Consider the following 15,731-nt stretch of genomic DNA (forward strand, 5'->3'; position numbering starts at 1 on the left):
ATTGGTATGAATACGATTTGCAGCCGACCCAGTTGCGCCTGAAGACATTAAGAGCGTGGAAAATGAGTGAGACCGTGAACGATATCAGAGCCGAGCATGATCCCCTGACAGCCTTGCGTCAGGTCAGTCGCACTGTGCATGAACGGGTCGATCAGGCGTATTCACGTTTCAATCTGTCAGATCCAACGTCTTATGGTGCCTTTCTGCAGGCCCATGCGAAGGTGTTACCTATTGTGGAGCAGTGGCTCGCCACGCAGCATGATTTACCAGCATGGAGCGGTCGCACTGATCTTTTGCAACGTGACCTACAGACTCTTGGCCACTCGCTGCCCCCAGCGCTGGATTGGCATCCCCCAACGGGAGCGGGAGGTGCTCTGGGTGCTCTCTATGTGCTGGAAGGATCTCGCCTTGGTGGCAAGATGCTGTCAGCGCAGGTGGGGGAAGGGCTACCCCGGGAATATTTGTCGGCAGCGCATGAAAAGGGTGGCTGGCCCGCGTTCCTTCAGATGCTGCGAGAGCGACTTTCCACCGGGGATGCGACTTATCGGGCTGCGGTCATGGATGGTGTGACGGCAACGTTTGATTTGTTTCGGAAGGCAGCTGTTACGGACTGACGTGCCGGACGCTCAACGGAACGAGCCCTGGGAATGTGACGGCCAACTGTTCTGCCTCTGTGGGAGAGAGCATGGCAATTGCACACCCCAGTGCAGTTGCATCAGGGGCAGGAAGTCTTTCAATGCCCCGAAGCAGCGCTTCTAGTGTGTGTCCGCCCTGACTCAGCACCATCAACGCCGTGAGGCGTGCGTAGAGCTCGGACGTGGCTTCCTGAGGGAACAGCGTGGGATCAGGGATTTCAAAATCGACACTCTGCCCCGTGATTGCAGAAGCCATACTCTGGTCTTCTGGGCGGAAACGTAAGGGAACGGCTGCGAGAAGTGATGGAGAGCCTGTGATGGTCAGGCACGGCGCCTGGCAGGGGCGTTCAGGAAAAAGAAATGCAGGATATGGCGAGACTGAACTGGCCTCGACAGCAAGGATCATCCGGACATGCCGGGTAGGGTCTAGATCACTCGCTGGAAGGGCAATGAGTTGCTCTGTGTGAAGGTCCAGCACGAACGGCTGTGTCTCACTGAACGCGTAAAATTGAAAATCAGGAAACGTGCTGTCATCTTCCGCAGAAAGCGCGGAGGCACTGAGACCAAGCTTTTCCAATGTATTTTCGTCATGGTGGACTACGGTCTGGCGAAGGCGCCAGTAAAGATCGGTCAAACCTGACTGAACAAGCGCGGCTGCAATTCGGCGCGTTTCCGGTAACCAACGCTGCGGTCCTGTTTCTAATGCATCATTGCGATCAAAATGTTTCCAGGCCTCTTCTGGCGTTTCACTTGAACCGCGTTGGAAAAAGCTCTGGCGATCGCCTGCTGCGTAATGAAGAACGCGTGCCTGAGACCAGTCAGGATGAGAACTGATACGCCCGAAAGGATCAGGCAAAGCGCTTTCGAACCGTTCAGCCGGTAAAAGGGTTCGCGTGACCCTATGGTCAGCAGTCTCAAGAAGTGCGTGATGCGTGAAGGCTTGGCTTGGTGCAAAAGGCGACGGTGTTTCATGGCCATTGGAACCAAACAGACACCAGTTTACTGGAATGGGCTGCCCATTTGCTGAACCCAGAAACTCTTCAAGAGACGAGGCCAGTTCAAGATGCAGATATTCGTCTGCGGCTAGAATCATCATCCAATCGAATTCGGTGCGCCCTTGTTCAAAAACAGCCTTTTGAAAGGCTGTCTGGCGCTCCAGACGATCGGGGATGGTCTTGTCCGATCGTTGAAGACGAATGTCGTAAAATGAAGCGGCATTGGAAAGAAGAGTCCAGGTGCCGTCAGTTGAATGATCGTCGCAGACGATCAGTGTTGAGAACCCAATCGTGGCGTGGTGACTGAGCCACCAGCCGATGTTGTCGGTCTCGTTATGGACGAACAGGACAGCGGCTGTTTTGGGCATAAGGCTGGGTTAATCCATTTTGAGGGCTGCAAGGAAGGCACTCTGCGGAATTTCGACCTTACCAAACTGTCTCATCCGTTTCTTGCCTTCTTTCTGCTTGTCCAGAAGTTTGCGCTTACGGGAGATGTCACCACCATAGCATTTCGCCGTCACGTCCTTGGAGAGCGCGCCAATGGTTTCACGGGCGATGACCTTGGAGCCGATAGCGGCCTGAATGGCGATCTTGAAGAGCTGCTTGGGGATCAGATCCTTGAGCTTGCCGCAAATCGCACGACCGCGTGTCTCAGCTACGGTGCGGTGGGCAACAAAGGACAGCGCATCCACTGGCTCATGATTGACCAGAATGGAAATACGGACCAGGTCGCTCTCTTCGTATCCATCAACCTGATAGTCGAAGGACGCATATCCGCGGGTCAGGGATTTCAGACGATCATAGAAGTCAAACACAACTTCATTGAGCGGCAGACGATAGACGGCCATCGCACGGTTGCCGACATACGTGAGATCGACCTGAATACCGCGACGTTCTGAGCAGAGTGTCAGCACGGAACCCAGATATTCATCCTGAACCATGATCGTAGCCTTGATCCAGGGCTCTTCAATGGTTTCGATTTGGGCAGGATCCGGCATGTCTGCAGGGTTATGCAGTTCTTCCTTCGTGCCGTTCGTCAGTGTCATGCGATAGACGACAGACGGCGCGGTGGCGATCAGATCCAGATTGAACTCGCGGGAGAGGCGTTCCTGGATGATCTCCAGATGAAGCAGTCCGAGGAATCCGCAGCGGAAGCCGAAGCCGAGAGCGGCAGAGCTTTCCGCTTCGAAGTGGAAAGATGCGTCGTTTAGGCGCAGCTTGCCAAGGCTGTCACGCAGCTTCTCGAAATCGTCAGCATCGATTGGGAAGAGGCCGCACCACACAACAGGGATGGAAGGCTTGAAGCCTGCAAGCGCCTTTTCGGCCGGCTTGCGATCTAAGGTAATTGTGTCACCGACCGCGACGTCCGCAACGGTTTTGATGGCTGCGTTAATGAAGCCCATCTCACCTGGGCCAAGCTCATCAACGTTGGTCATCTTGGGAAGGAACACGCCGACCTGATCAACGTGATATGTCGAGCCGGCCTGCATCATACGAATGCGGTCACCGCGCTTGACGGTGCCATTCATGACGCGAATCAGAATGATCACGCCCAGGTAGGCATCGTACCAGCTATCCACCAGAAGAGCCTGAAGCGGTGCTGAACGGTCACCCTTCGGCGCTGGCAGACGCGTTACAAGTGCTTCAAGGACGCCTTCGATGTTGATGCCGGTTTTGGCGCTGATTTCCACAGCATCGTCTGCCGGGATGCCAATGACTTCTTCGATCTGCGTGCGAACACGCTCCGGCTCTGCTGCCGGAAGGTCGATCTTGTTCAGAACCGGCACGATTTCGTGGTTCGCGTCGATCGCCTGATAGACGTTTGCCAGTGTCTGGGCTTCCACCCCCTGGGACGCATCCACAACCAGCAATGACCCCTCACAGGCGGCAAGCGAGCGACTGACTTCATATGCAAAGTCGACGTGGCCCGGCGTGTCCATAAGGTTCAGCGTGTAGATGTTTCCATCTTTGGCCGGGTACGTCAGGCGAACCGTCTGTGCCTTGATGGTAATGCCGCGCTCCTGCTCCAGCTCCATCGAATCGAGGACCTGAGCTTTCATCTCACGGGCCGTGAGAGCGCCACAGGCCTGAATCAGGCGGTCTGCAAGCGTCGATTTACCGTGGTCGATATGCGCAATGATCGAGAAATTGCGAATGAGGGAGAGCGGGGTTTCGGTCATGGCAGGTTACATACGGGATTATCGCAGGAATGTCAGCAGACCTGCGGAAAAGCCTGCCTTCGTGAAAAGGCAGGCAAGGGGAATCAGCGATCCGTCAGACGGAACTCGATCCTGCGGTTGCGGGCGTATGCCGCTGGGGTACTGGCCGCGTCAAGCGGCTGGAAGTCTGCAAACCCTGTTGCTGCCAGATGATGCGGGTCCACACCCTCGGCAATCAGAAGTTTCACAACAGTGATGGCTCGTTCAGAGGACAGCTCCCAGTTGCTCGGAAAAGCGCTGTGAATGGGCTGTTTGTCTGCATGACCGTCAATGCGCAGAATCCATGGGATATCTGCGGGAATGGTTGAAGACACCTGTTTGAACGTCTTTGCCAGAGTGGTGATTTCTTTTTTGCCTTCAGTGGTCAGATCAGCGCTGCCTTGAGGGAAAAGAATTTCTGACTGAAAGACAAACCGATCTCCTACGACGTTCACGCCCTTCTGGTTCTTCAGGATATCACGCAGGCGGCCAAAAAATTCCGAACGATACCGTTTGAGCTGGTTCACTTTGTCGGCCAAGGCGACGTTCAGCTTGTTTCCAAGATCCTGAATCTGCGTGTCCTTGGCCTGCTCGTTCTTTTTCTCGATATCGAGAGCATTACTGATGGCCTGAAGCTGGCGTGTCAGTTCTTCGATCTGAGCCTGTAGGTCCGAGATTTTGCTGTTCTGCTGCTGGCTTGTGCTGTCAGCAGAGGCAAGGGCCTGATCTTTGGACTGAAGCTGGCCATTCAGAAGAGCCATCTGTCCGGCCAAAGCCTTGAGCTGGTCTTCGTTCTTCTGCTTGTCATTGGCCAGGCTGGCGACCGTCGCATTCAGGGATTGGTTCTTGTCTTCCGTCATGGAGAGCATGTGTGACAGCTCAGCCAACTGCTTCTGCAAAGCGTCGAGTGTGTGCTCGCGTCGCATCAGGGCGACAGACAAAAACTGTTGTCCCACCACAAAGACCAGAAGAACGAACGTGACGACCATCAGCAGTGTGGACAGAGCGTCCACATAGCCGGGCCAGGCATCCAGGGCGTTGTTGGGTCCGCGTCTGCGCCGGGCCATGGTCAGTCCTGCCTGCTGGAAGTGCCGTTTGTGGTGCCGGAGGCCGCAGCGATGGTCCGCGCGAGAACCCGCAGGTCATTGCGAATTTCACCCACGGTTTGGGCGCGACCCTGATGCAGTTCTTCAACGAGACGGGAAAGATGGCTCTCAATCCGAAGAAGCGGCGTGCCTTGCGAGCCCGGTTGACCCTCTTCACCCATCTGGCGAAGGAGTGGAACGAGGGCTGCATTCGTCTCGGCCGTGCGGGTCATGATCTGCTGATTGGCTTTCAGGAGTTCAGTCATGCCGCGCAGACGCTCCTGCAGGCTATCCAGCAACTGAACCTCCCGCACGCGGGCTTCTTCACTGCGGGAAACGGCATTCTGAAGCGTTTCAAGATTTTCCGCTGTCTGCTCGAGAAGGGCCTGCACATAGGCTGGGATCGGAGCCCCGTCGCTCTCAATGCTTGTGCCGCCGCTGACGCGTGTAACGCCCGCAAGCCATTCTTCCAGCTCATTGAAGAAGCGGCTTTGTGCCTGACCGGCTGTCAGATCCAGGAAGCCAAGAACCAGCGCTCCTGCCAGGCCGAACATGGAACCCGAGAATGCGGTCGACATGCCAGCCAACGGACCGGCAAGGCCTGTCTTGAGCTGGTTGAACATGGCGTCCAGATCGCCGTTACCCGCTGACATTCCACCGATCACGGAGGCGATGGAGCTCACCGTCAGAAGCAGACCGTAGAAGGTGCCGAGAAGCCCCAGGAAAATCAGCAACTGCGTCATATAACGCGAAATTTCGCGGCTCTCATCCAATCGGGACGAGAGACTGTCCAGCATGGCCTGGGTTGTCTGGGTCGAGAGGGTCAGACGGTCCGTGCGACTGCGTGCGGCCAGCATGCTCGCCATTGGGGCGAGCAGTTTGGGCGGATTTGGAGCTGCAAGCCCAGCGCGGGGCTGACGGAGCATTTCCACCCAGCGAACTTCCGGCATGAGCCGCTGGACGACGCGCAGGTTCCAGATAATTCCCAAAATCAGAACGCCCAGAATGACGGCATCCAGCTTCGGGTTGGCATTGAAGGCGTTCAGGAGCGTCTTGGCCATAGACGCTGCGAGAAGCGCAACGGCGGCGAGAAAGACGCCCATACGCAGAAGGAAGGTGGTGGGACGGGTCACGGCGGGTCTTTCCTGGCTTATGGCGTGCCGTTTGCCGGGGTTGCGGAATCGGAGGGCGGCGGATTTTGCTCAGTGACGATATCGAGACGGTCAGCCGGATTGGCATCGCTCTTGTCCGGACGTCCCATGGCGCGGGGATACAGGCGCGTGGTTGCAACGCCAGCATTGATGAAAATGGAGCGTACAGCCAGTGCTCGTGCAAGGGAAATGCGCCTTGGCATTGAAATGTCATCACCTGGCACCGTGGCATAGGCTGTCAGGATGATACGTTTTTCAGGCTGATCCTTGAGTGAGGCGCCATAGGCCGTAAGGGCCTTGAGGCTCTCATCGGTGAGATCTGAACTCGATGGTGCAAAAATCACGCGCAGTCCGCCTTCTGGCAGAGCTGTCGTGCTGCTCTTCGCATCAGCAACGGCCTTGATATCAACCGGTGGAGCGGGCGCATGCGTCTGAATGGGGACGAAAGGCGGCGGCAGCACAACAGGTGGCGGCGGTGCGGTGGGAACGGCAGGAACCGTCGTTTTGCCTGTACCTATAGGTGCAGAGGCGCTGTGCGTAGCCGTGCTCCGCGACGGAGAAGGCGTCGCCGCGGCACGATGCGTAGTCTGGGAAGGGACTGCAGGTTTTGCAACGGCAGTCGGTTTGCCACTGGGAAGATCATCCAGATTGCTGGTGACCTGGGCATGCGCCCCAGAAGGCTGAAGGCAGGCCAGAACGGCCGCCACTGATAGGGAGGTTAGGATCGGCCTGTACATAGGGGACCGATCCTAACCGAGCGTTCTATCCTCCCGCAATGGGGCAGGAGAGACTTCTGCTTACTCCCGGTTCAAAGCCTCATGCACGATACCGCGCAGAGTGCCATGAAGCTGGGCATTTCCGGCAACAACATTGACGTCGTCGTCGAGGTCATGAAGCTCCTGTCCGTCCGGATCAGTGGCGTGGCCACCAGCTTCCCGAACGATCAGCAGGCCTGCTGCGCAGTCCCATGGCTTGATGCCGAATTCCCAGTAACCTTCGTAACGGCCAGCTGCGACCCATGCGAGATCAAGGGCAGCGGCGCCGAAGCGGCGGATGCCTGCAACCTGCGGCATGAGAGCACCCAGAACGCGCGCGAAGGGCAGACGCTTGCTGCTGGGGACCTTTGCGAACGGAATACCTGTGGCGAACACGGCTTCCTGCATGTTCCGTCGTGCGGAAACGCGCAGGCGGCGCTCGTTCAGGAATGCGCCGATGCCTTTTTCAGCCCAGAACATTTCGTTGGCAGCAGGATTGTAAACCAGCCCGGAGACCAGTTCGACCGTACCATCTGGCAGGCGACGCTGAAGGCCAATGGAAATGGCCCAGTGCGGAATGCCGTGCAGGAAGTTCGTCGTGCCGTCCAGCGGATCGACAATCCAGCGCCACGTCCAGTTATCCCCGCCCGAGGGGCCTGATTCTTCCATGAGGAAGGCATAGCCTGGACGTGCGCGGGCGAGTTCTTCGCGGATGATGGTTTCTGCACGCAGGTCGGCCTGGGACACGAAGTCTCCCGGACCCTTGATGCTGACCTGAAGCTGCTCGACCTCTGCAAAATCGCGGAGCAGGCGGCGTGCGGCCTTCTGCGCTGCGTTCTGCATGACGGCCATGTGCGGGGAAAGACGCATGATCAGTCCTTGGCGCGCTCGACGTAGGACGCATCATCCGTACGGACAACGATGCGCTCGCCAGCTTCAATGAAAGGAGGAACCATGGTCTTCACGCCATTGGCGAGCATGGCTGGCTTGTAGGACGATGAGGCTGTCTGGCCTTTCACGACCGGGTCCGCTTCGGTGATTTCGAGCGTGACATGCGGCGGCAGGGTCACGCCAACGGCGTCGCCTTCCACAAGCTTAACGCTCAGTTCCATGTTGTCCTGCAGGAACGGAAGCTGGTCACCCAGGATATCGGTTGGCAGGATGACCTGCTCGAACGTTTCCGGGTCCATCAGAACGATGTTTTCACCGTCCATGTAGGAATAGGTGAAGTCCTTGTCTTCCGTGATCAGGCGCTCAACGGTGTCTGCGGTGCGCCAGCGCTCATTCGTCTTGTTGCCCGTCTTCAGGTCACGCATTTCAACCTGAATAAACGCGCCACCCTTACCCGGGGTGATGATCTGCTGCTTGAGAACCGTCCAGCGACGGCCATCGTGCTCGATGACCTGACCGGCGCGGATAAGGTTGGCTTGTTGCTTCATGTGTTGTCCTGACCCTGCAATAGTGGGTTTCTTATCACGTCTTGTGGGCTTCTAGCGCCGTGAAGGGGATTTCGGCAAGGCGCAAGGCGGCCTGAGTGGGCCGAATAACTCAGGAAAGTGTGAAGGATGTCGCTCTTGGAGGAAAAGTGAGAGGGGTTCATGCTCGCAATGGCCCTGTCGTGCAGGCGGGGACGGATAACTCAGGGGCTTGCTCTCATGTACGACATGAAAAATCTTTCCCGTATTTCCCATCTCGAAGCGAACGCCAGCAAGGGGATGGACGCTTTCTGGCAGTTTGATCGCGCTGCATTTGAAGACGGAACTGTCAGCGCCCTGACCAAGCAGCTCGCTGCGGTTGCTGTCGCGCTGACCACGCAGTGCCCGTATTGCATCGAACTTCATGCCAAGGCTGCGCGTGAGGCAGGGGCAACAGACGCTCAGCTTTCAGAGATTGCTCTGGTGGCAGCGGCTATCCGTGCGGGTGGCGCCGTCACGCATGCGACGCATCTGTTTCCGAAGACGGAAGGGTAAAGCTGGTGCTCGGGGCTGCGTCCCAGTTCGTTGGGTAAGCAGCTCCAAAATTCGCCGTTGGGCAATGCTCTATCGTATTGAGCGAGCCTGTCTGTGATTTAGACAGTTAACGTCCGAGGCTGAAGCAGGCCAGGATTTCGATGACCTGAGCGATAGGCCCTAACCTTCAAAATCCGCAATTTCTCCTTGAGGTGTACGGACTTTGCCCTTCTCTCCAGGCAACAGGTAATCCGGCCCCAGTGGGACTTTCCCTTTGCCATAGGGAATATCGAGAACATATGTCGGCCATGCCAAGCCCGTGACGCGTCCACGAAGGCGGCCCAGCAAAGCACGCCCTTCTTCAACGGGAACCTGAAAGTGACTGGTTCCCGGTGCGGCGTCGAGGTGATGCAGGTAATACGGCTTGATACGTGCCGTTACGAGCGCGCGCAAAAGCGCCTCCAGAGAGGCTTCCGTATCGTTCACCCCCCTTAAAAGAACAGATTGGGACAGAACCGGAATGGCGCGCGAAAGAATGGCGCGAACTGCCTTGCGGGCCCCGTCTGTCATTTCCCGTGCGTGATTGATGTGCGCAACGACCCACATGGCGCGATCTGTTTCCATGGCGTCCAGCAGGTCCGGTGTAATGCGGGCTGGGTCTGCTACGGGAACACGGGAATGAATACGGATGGTCTCAATATGTGGAATCGCCGAGAGGGACTGAACGATATGTTTCAGTCGGCGTGGCGCGAGCATCAGAGGATCACCACCCGTCAGGATGATTTCGCGGATGGCGGGATGCATCCGAACCCAGTCAAGCGCAGTTTCAAGCTCTTTATCTGTCAGAAGGCCACCATCGGGGCCAACATGTTCACGTCGGAAACAGAAACGGCAGTAAAGTGGGCAGATCAACAGGGGCTTCAGAAGCGCGCGGTCTTCGTAACGATGTACGATCCCTTTGACGGGGGACAGCGCATCATCCCCAATCGGATCAACGGTTTCATAGGGCTGCGTGGTCAGTTCCCGGATGTCAGGGATGACCTGCTTTCCGATAGGGTCGTCTGAGGTTTCAATCAGCGCTTGGAATGCAGATGGGATGGCTGTCGCAAAGTGGCTGCTGACAGCATCAAGGGTCGCTCTGTCGGCTTCCGGAGCTAGACCTGCCTGAATGAGATCAGATGGTGTGCGCAGCACATGCCGCTTGTTCGTGGTCTTGACCATATCGTGCATGTGGTGGCTCTAACGCTGGCTGGCTGTGTGTTGCAACAGGAACTCTTCCCTTATGACCCATTCCTCATCCGATCATGACCGGATTGCTGAACGCCTGCCGTTGCTCAGGCGCCGGGCTACCATGGTGCAGGCTACGCGAAAATTTTTCGATGATCGTGGTTATCTGGATGTGGAAACGCCTTACGCGGTTCCGGTTCCGGGGGAAGAAGTGCATCTTCGCTGCTTCCGAACAGAACTGGAGCAGCCTGATGGAGGCCGTGAAGCACGGTTCCTGCATACCAGTCCCGAATTTGCGATGAAACGAATTGTAGCGGCCACGGGGCTACCGATCTTCCAGCTTGCCCGGGTCTGGCGCAATGGAGAAAGCAGTTCCACGCATGTTCCGGAATTCACGATGCTGGAATGGTATGCGCCTGAAGCTGATCTTGCCGGCCTGATGGATGAGACGGAGTCTTATGTGAGGGCTCTTCTGCCGGAGCAGGTGTATAGGGATGGAAGACTAATTCCCTTGTCTGCGCCGTTTGAACGTCTGACAATGCAGGATGCTTTTGCACGATATGTAGGTGCAGATCTTCTGGCGACAGCCGGAAATGCAGAAGCTCTGGCGACACAGGCGGGCGCGGTGCTCAGAAACGGTGAGACCTGGGAAGATCTCTTTTTTCGCCTGCTTCTGGAGCGTGTCGAGCCTGTCATCGGTCGTGAAAGGCCTACTTTCCTGACTCACTGGCCTGCAGAGCAGGCGGCTCTTGCCCGCAAGGATCCGTCGGACGCGAGGGCAGCCTTGCGGTTTGAACTGTATATTGGTGGGATCGAGCTGGCGAACGCGTTCGAAGAATTGACGGATCCTGTGGAGCAGCGCGAACGTTTCGCTACAGATCGGCAACGAAGACTCGACATTTCGCCCGATCAGGACTGGCCGCTTGATGAAGCTTTTTTGACGGCATTGCCAGATATGCCATCATGTTCTGGTATTGCGCTGGGGTTTGACCGCCTCGTCATGCTTGCGACGGGGGCGCCTGCAATCCGTGACATTTTGTGGTTGGCATAGCCGTTTTGAAACTTGCAGGACTTTTAATCCGTTTCTATCTCCAAACGGGCTAGAACGTCTCACGAAGAAACATATCTGTGCTGGTCACACAGCCGGGGACAAAGAAAATGAAAAAGGCAAAGCTGCTTTCCGTCGTCGCTCTTCTGGCTCTTTCCGCCTGTGAGGTTCCTACCCTGCAGCAGCGTAAGGTCCTCGATTCGATGGTCGGGAAGTCTGAAGTGGACGTCATTCGCCAGTTTGGCGTGCCGACCAAGGATTACCAGGCAGAAGGTCACTCGTTCCTCGCCTATATCGATAACCAGACCCAGTATTCCGGTGGCGGCGGCTGGGGTTGGGGCGGCTGGGGCGGCGGCTATGGTGGCTGGGGCGGCGGTTGGGGCGGTGGCTGGGGTGGACCCGGCTATGGTGGCTACGGCGGCGGCTGGGGTGGCGGTTTCCCCGCGACCTATTACAACACAAGCTGTCAGACGACGTTTGAACTGGTAAGCGGTCACGTCGTGGGATGGACCATGCGCGGGGACGGGTGCTGAACCCGGTTTCCTCGTCTATGGTTCTGCGTCCTCTTTATTAAGACGGTGTGACCAGACATGCATGTGCGATTCGGTTTTTCCTCTGCCCCCGGCGCTTTGACCCGGTTCTCGGGTCTTCGTTCGGGCGCAGTGGCCCTGCTGGGGTTAGCTCTGGCAGGATGTCATGGGACGGACTGGTCGCATAATTATCAGGACAGTTTCGAGACAAAGGCAAAGACGTCCATGTCTTACATGCCTGACACGGTCGCCGATGCGTTCGAAAAGCCCAAGAATAATGAGCCGAGCACGCCGGTCGCTTATCACCGGCCTGCATCCCCGTCGTATGATGATCGTCCACTGGACGAAAATATCGCTGCGTCCGTGGAACTGGCCGACTATACGGCTGCGATCCGGCATGTTGGTCTGGTGCCCTGGATCACGGGACCGGGCCCTTATACTGTTTTCGCCATTCCAAATGAGGCGATGGAAAAGCTTTCGGCCCGCTGGCTTGGCGGGCTGATGGCCCCTGCGATGAAGGGTCAGTTGACCCATATTCTGGGCTATACGATCGCATCAGGAAAATGGGACGAAAAAGCCATTCGCAAGGCCATCGCAAGAAACCATGGTCGGGGGATCGGTCTTAAGACGCTGTATGGAGATATCATCAGCGTCCATATCGATGCGCGGACTGGCGAAATTTTCCTGAGTAATCCCGCCGGGCAGGTGGCTCATCTGTGGAGCCATTCGCTGCCGCAGTCCAATGGTGTTCTGTATTTCATGCGGGACGCGCTGCTTCCTGTTTCTCACTGAATCAAAGAAAAGCGCGCCACTTTAGTTTAGGTGCTGAGTGCGCTTATCAGCTGGATGACAATGTCCTGATCACTGTCATCCAGCTTCAGAGGGATGGCAAGGAAGTCAGCAGCAGAGTCTTTGGCGGTCCGTGCAGCTTCGGCCGATACAATGTTTTCGGCCACGGCAGGAAGTTCCATTACGGACGTCCACCACTTAATCATGTCTGTATGTTCTGAAGGGAAGGCGATGTAGTCCGCGCCGCTTTCTCCGGCCTGCATCGCTTCGTCCCGGCTTTGGCAGAAGCATCCAATCTGAATATTTTCTCCTGCTATTTTGCGCAGGACAGGCAGGCTGTCTGGTGACGGCGCGTGGATACCATCAGCCACCTTTAAAAGATCTGGCGAGATAGAAACCGTTACATCCGCCACATCCAGCATCAGAGCGACGTCATTCTCGTGAAGCAGACTCACGAATTTGGAAAGCTGCTTTTTGTCGAGGTTGTGGGCTGCTGGAAAACGCAGCGCAGTAACCTCGGGGCGTGCGAGTAGCCCCGGCAATGCATCAAGCATTGCGGCTGTTTCGAATGTGGAGGGCAGAACGGGATAAAGATCGCAAGGTATCATGAGCAGAGTTTCGCAGATTCACGCGCGGCGGGCTAGCGTCGCCATGAGGTAGGGGAAGGGCGGGCCGCAAGGACCCTCGTTTCATGGAGTTTGTCTGACTTCAAGGCTCTCATTTGCTGCGGAGACGCTTGGCAAACAACCCATCCAATCCCGGCCAGGAGTGCCATGCGCGCCAAAGCTGCGGAGGCGCCACAATCCAGAATGGAAAAAGCTTTTTGTTCCTGCACCACATCCAGCCACCAGGGAATTCCGAAGCTGTTTCCTGCGCCGTCAGGGGAGAGTGCCAGAAAGGGCTGAGGGTGCTGTGCTCTAAGTCTGGTCATTTCAGGGTAAGAAGAAATACTGAAAACTGGCAGCACCAGAGAAGGTGCAGCGCTTGACCTGATGAAGGGTTCGGGTCTTTCCTGAGCAGGTAGTCTAGGATGAGATGTGTCGGTCATAGTATTCGGCATAGTGATGGCATGAACGGAAAGAGCGCGTTTTGAGCGAGCAGACAGGATCTCTGCAGGACGATAGGACTATTGATCGTCTTGAGGAAGCGGTGGGGCGAATTGCCACTGCGATGGAGCAGCAGGCCCGAATGCGGGAAGAGCGTGAGCGCGAGGCGCGTTCAGCTCCCGACCTGCCAGAGATTGCCGCAAACATCGACGCTTTATGTGTGCGTATCCGCGGAATTCTTGAACGAAAGGGAGAATGAGCCATGGGGCAGGTTTCCATTCGTCTGAACGGGTATGTTTACAGTGTTGGCTGCCAGGATGGAGAAGAACACCATCTTTATTCCATGGCGCGGCAGGTTGAGAGCTGGCTTCAGCGGGCGAGGACACTTGGTGGTGCCGCTAGCGAGTCCAAGACACTTATGATGGCTGCGCTCTTGATGGCGGACGAAATTTTCGAGCTGAAGCGTCGGCCGATTCCGGATGATATGCTGGCGACTGTTGAAGAGGCCAAAGCGGCCTTGCGTATCGCGGAATCCCGCCAGGCAAGGCTCGCACATTTGACGCAGCAGGTTGAGGGTTTGGCTGAGACGCTCGAAAAGGAAGGGTAATCGACGGGTTCCCGTTGAATATCTCTCCGCAGTGTCTAATATGTAGTTCGGAGCTGCCTGGTGCGTCAGGCAAATCAACCCCCGGGCCGATAAGCATTCCTACGGGAACTGGCTCTGTCGTGGCCCTGGTCACGTTAACCGGTGCCCACCTGCACTTGCAGGTCTAGGAGGGCTGAAAAGACCAACGGCTTTGGCGGCTCCACAGATTTCTTCCATCGATCAGCAAAAAAAAGAACTCCGCGACCTCATGGCTGAGAAGCGCAGAAATGCGCCAGCGCATGCAGAAGCGGACCTTCTGGAACGGCTTTTTAAAACCGTTCAGACTTATGATGCTCCGAGCGTAGCGGCGGTTTGGCCCCTGCCGGGAGAAATCGATCTTCGACCTTTGTGTTCCCGGCTGGCTCGTGATGGGCGACGCGTTGCGCTGCCCGAGACGACATCCAAGGGAACGCCTCTCGTTTTTCGGGAGTGGAGCAAAGATAGCTCCATGTTGGCAGGTCGCTTTGGGACATCTCATCCTGATGGCCCCATCCTTGTTCCTGATCTTGTTCTTGTTCCTTTCCTGGCGTTTGACCGGAAAGGTTTTCGCTTGGGCTACGGGGGCGGTTATTATGACCGCACTCTGGCGCAGCTGAATGTGCCCGCAATTGGCTTCGGTTTTGCCTTTCAGGAAATGAAAAGCATTCCCATTGGGCCGTACGATATTCCCCTCTCTGTTGTCGTCACTGAAAAAGAGACGATTCAGACGGGGCCTTATAATTTGGAAGGCTGACTGTTGAGACTGCTGTTTCTGGGCGACGTTGTAGGTCGGAGTGGACGTGAAGCAATAACCGACAACTTGCCGGAGTGGCGTAAAAAGCTCTCTTTGGATCTGGTTGTCGTGAATGCGGAGAACGCTTCACATGGTTATGGCCTTTCCCCTGATATCGCGAGAAGCCTGTTCTCTGCCGGTGTAGATGTCATCACATTGGGCAACCACGCCTGGGACAGGCGCGATATGGTGAGCCACATCAGTCAGATGCCTAATATCGTGCGACCCATTAACTATCCCGCAGGGACGCCGGGGCAGGGGAGCTACATTATAGATCTGGAGCGTGGTCGCCGCGCTCTGGTGGTTAATGTCATGGGTCGAATTTTCATGGACCCGCTGGATGATCCCTTTCGGGTCGTTGGTGAATTGCTGTCCCGTCATCGGCTTGGCGTGACCGTGAATGCAATTGTCGTAGACATTCACGCGGAAGCGACCAGTGAGAAGACGGGCTTTGGTCAGTTCTTCGACGGGCGGGTGTCGCTGGTTGTTGGAACACATACGCATGTGCCGACGGCGGACCATCGTATTCTTCCCAAAGGCACGGCCTATCAGACGGATGCCGGCATGTGTGGTGACTATGACAGTGTCATTGGCATGGGGAAGGAGGCGTCCCTTCATCGGCTGATCCGTAAAATTCCAGGGGAGCGCCCTCAGCCAGCAGAAGGCGAGGCGACAGTTTGCGGTCTGATGGTCGAGACAAACGACGCCACAGGTCTGGCGGTCCGCGTCGCTCCTTTAAGGATGGGAGGGCATCTGGCGCCGAACTGGCCGGATTTCTGACGCGGGACAAAGATTTCAGAAGAAAAATGGAGAAAATGAAAGTTTTTTCTGAGGGCTAAAAGGGTGAAAAGTGTGGATTTCTCGCATTTCCCCCAATTTACAGTCATTTTTCTTGTGGATAAGTG

Annotated in this window: 19 protein-coding genes and 1 other RNA gene; 10 read left to right on the forward strand and 10 right to left on the reverse strand. The window is 56.5% G+C overall.

Annotation, left to right across the window (positions count from 1 at the left end; genetic code table 11):
* Positions 1 to 62 precede the first annotated feature (62 nt).
* Positions 63 to 614, forward strand: a complete 552-nt coding sequence (locus GCE01_RS13410) for a biliverdin-producing heme oxygenase (RefSeq protein WP_099213254.1) — start codon at positions 63 to 65, stop codon at positions 612 to 614.
* Here the strand turns inward: GCE01_RS13410 and GCE01_RS13415 are convergent.
* The 7 genes from GCE01_RS13415 to efp form a co-directional block, all read right to left on the reverse strand.
* Complete coding sequence (locus tag GCE01_RS13415) at positions 604 to 1,998, reverse strand: glycosyltransferase family 2 protein (RefSeq protein WP_099213255.1); 1,395 nt, start codon at positions 1,996 to 1,998, stop codon at positions 604 to 606. The two genes, GCE01_RS13410 and GCE01_RS13415, sit on opposite strands and share 11 nt — an antisense overlap.
* A 9-nt stretch (positions 1,999 to 2,007) precedes the next feature.
* Positions 2,008 to 3,810 carry a translation elongation factor 4 gene (gene lepA, locus GCE01_RS13420; protein WP_086633035.1) on the reverse strand — a complete coding sequence of 601 codons (1,803 nt, stop codon included), beginning with the start codon at positions 3,808 to 3,810 and terminating at the stop codon, positions 2,008 to 2,010.
* Between the two features lie 83 nt (positions 3,811 to 3,893).
* Complete coding sequence (locus GCE01_RS13425; RefSeq protein ID WP_099213256.1) at positions 3,894 to 4,895, reverse strand: peptidoglycan -binding protein; 1,002 nt, start codon at positions 4,893 to 4,895, stop codon at positions 3,894 to 3,896.
* A gap of 2 nt (positions 4,896 to 4,897) precedes the next feature.
* Positions 4,898 to 6,046: a hypothetical protein gene (locus GCE01_RS13430; protein WP_046901302.1), complete on the reverse strand. Its 1,149-nt coding sequence runs from the start codon at positions 6,044 to 6,046 to the stop codon at positions 4,898 to 4,900.
* A 17-nt stretch (positions 6,047 to 6,063) separates the two neighbouring features.
* Positions 6,064 to 6,801, reverse strand: coding sequence for an OmpA family protein (locus GCE01_RS13435; protein WP_174694849.1), 738 nt, complete (start codon positions 6,799 to 6,801; stop codon positions 6,064 to 6,066).
* A gap of 60 nt (positions 6,802 to 6,861) precedes the next feature.
* Positions 6,862 to 7,689 (reverse strand): inositol monophosphatase family protein, encoded by an 828-nt coding sequence (locus tag GCE01_RS13440; protein WP_064274968.1) that lies wholly within the window; start codon positions 7,687 to 7,689, stop codon positions 6,862 to 6,864.
* A 2-nt stretch (positions 7,690 to 7,691) separates the two neighbouring features.
* Positions 7,692 to 8,258, reverse strand: a complete 567-nt coding sequence (gene efp / locus GCE01_RS13445) for an elongation factor P (protein WP_046901304.1) — start codon at positions 8,256 to 8,258, stop codon at positions 7,692 to 7,694.
* 216 nt (positions 8,259 to 8,474) lie between these two features.
* On the opposite strand from efp, the gene GCE01_RS13450 reads away from it, so the two are divergent.
* Complete coding sequence (locus GCE01_RS13450; protein ID WP_046901305.1) at positions 8,475 to 8,789, forward strand: carboxymuconolactone decarboxylase family protein; 315 nt, start codon at positions 8,475 to 8,477, stop codon at positions 8,787 to 8,789.
* 159 nt (positions 8,790 to 8,948) lie between these two features.
* Here GCE01_RS13450 and GCE01_RS13455 read toward each other — a convergent pair whose 3' ends face one another.
* On the reverse strand, positions 8,949 to 9,998 hold the full coding sequence (locus GCE01_RS13455; protein WP_099213258.1) for a lysine-2,3-aminomutase-like protein: 1,050 nt from the start codon (positions 9,996 to 9,998) through the stop codon (positions 8,949 to 8,951).
* Between the two features lie 52 nt (positions 9,999 to 10,050).
* Between GCE01_RS13455 and epmA the strand changes: the two genes are divergently transcribed.
* From epmA to GCE01_RS13470, 3 genes are all read left to right on the forward strand, one after another.
* Complete coding sequence (gene epmA / locus GCE01_RS13460; protein WP_099213259.1) at positions 10,051 to 11,046, forward strand: EF-P lysine aminoacylase EpmA; 996 nt, start codon at positions 10,051 to 10,053, stop codon at positions 11,044 to 11,046.
* 107 nt (positions 11,047 to 11,153) lie between these two features.
* Positions 11,154 to 11,576: a hypothetical protein gene (locus GCE01_RS13465; protein WP_046902037.1), complete on the forward strand. Its 423-nt coding sequence runs from the start codon at positions 11,154 to 11,156 to the stop codon at positions 11,574 to 11,576.
* Between the two features lie 57 nt (positions 11,577 to 11,633).
* Positions 11,634 to 12,365: a fasciclin domain-containing protein gene (locus tag GCE01_RS13470; protein ID WP_099213260.1), complete on the forward strand. Its 732-nt coding sequence runs from the start codon at positions 11,634 to 11,636 to the stop codon at positions 12,363 to 12,365.
* Positions 12,366 to 12,391: 26 nt separating this feature from the next.
* Here the strand turns inward: GCE01_RS13470 and GCE01_RS13475 are convergent, their stop codons facing one another.
* Together GCE01_RS13475 and GCE01_RS13480 are read right to left on the reverse strand one after the other, a co-directional pair.
* On the reverse strand, positions 12,392 to 12,970 hold the full coding sequence (locus GCE01_RS13475) for a thiamine phosphate synthase (RefSeq protein ID WP_099213261.1): 579 nt from the start codon (positions 12,968 to 12,970) through the stop codon (positions 12,392 to 12,394).
* A gap of 32 nt (positions 12,971 to 13,002) precedes the next feature.
* Positions 13,003 to 13,293: a hypothetical protein gene (locus GCE01_RS13480; RefSeq protein WP_244591223.1), complete on the reverse strand. Its 291-nt coding sequence runs from the start codon at positions 13,291 to 13,293 to the stop codon at positions 13,003 to 13,005.
* Positions 13,294 to 13,451: 158 nt separating this feature from the next.
* On the opposite strand from GCE01_RS13480, the gene GCE01_RS13485 reads away from it, so the two are divergent.
* The 5 genes from GCE01_RS13485 (at position 13,452) to GCE01_RS13505 (ending at position 15,606) form a co-directional block, all read left to right on the forward strand.
* A complete protein-coding gene (locus GCE01_RS13485; protein ID WP_086634867.1) occupies positions 13,452 to 13,667 on the forward strand; it encodes a hypothetical protein in 216 nt (71 codons plus the stop codon).
* 3 nt (positions 13,668 to 13,670) lie between these two features.
* Positions 13,671 to 14,015: a cell division protein ZapA gene (locus GCE01_RS13490; RefSeq protein WP_046901310.1), complete on the forward strand. Its 345-nt coding sequence runs from the start codon at positions 13,671 to 13,673 to the stop codon at positions 14,013 to 14,015.
* Between the two features lie 47 nt (positions 14,016 to 14,062).
* Positions 14,063 to 14,219, forward strand: a non-coding RNA gene (ssrS, locus tag GCE01_RS13495) — 6S RNA.
* A 43-nt stretch (positions 14,220 to 14,262) separates the two neighbouring features.
* Positions 14,263 to 14,787, forward strand: a complete 525-nt coding sequence (locus GCE01_RS13500) for a 5-formyltetrahydrofolate cyclo-ligase (RefSeq protein ID WP_373321762.1) — start codon at positions 14,263 to 14,265, stop codon at positions 14,785 to 14,787.
* Between the two features lie 3 nt (positions 14,788 to 14,790).
* A complete protein-coding gene (locus GCE01_RS13505) occupies positions 14,791 to 15,606 on the forward strand; it encodes a TIGR00282 family metallophosphoesterase (RefSeq protein WP_099213263.1) in 816 nt (271 codons plus the stop codon).
* Positions 15,607 to 15,731: the final 125 nt, after the last annotated feature.

Source organism: Gluconobacter cerinus, from assembly GCF_002723935.1.
Lineage (GTDB): Bacteria > Pseudomonadota > Alphaproteobacteria > Acetobacterales > Acetobacteraceae > Gluconobacter > Gluconobacter cerinus.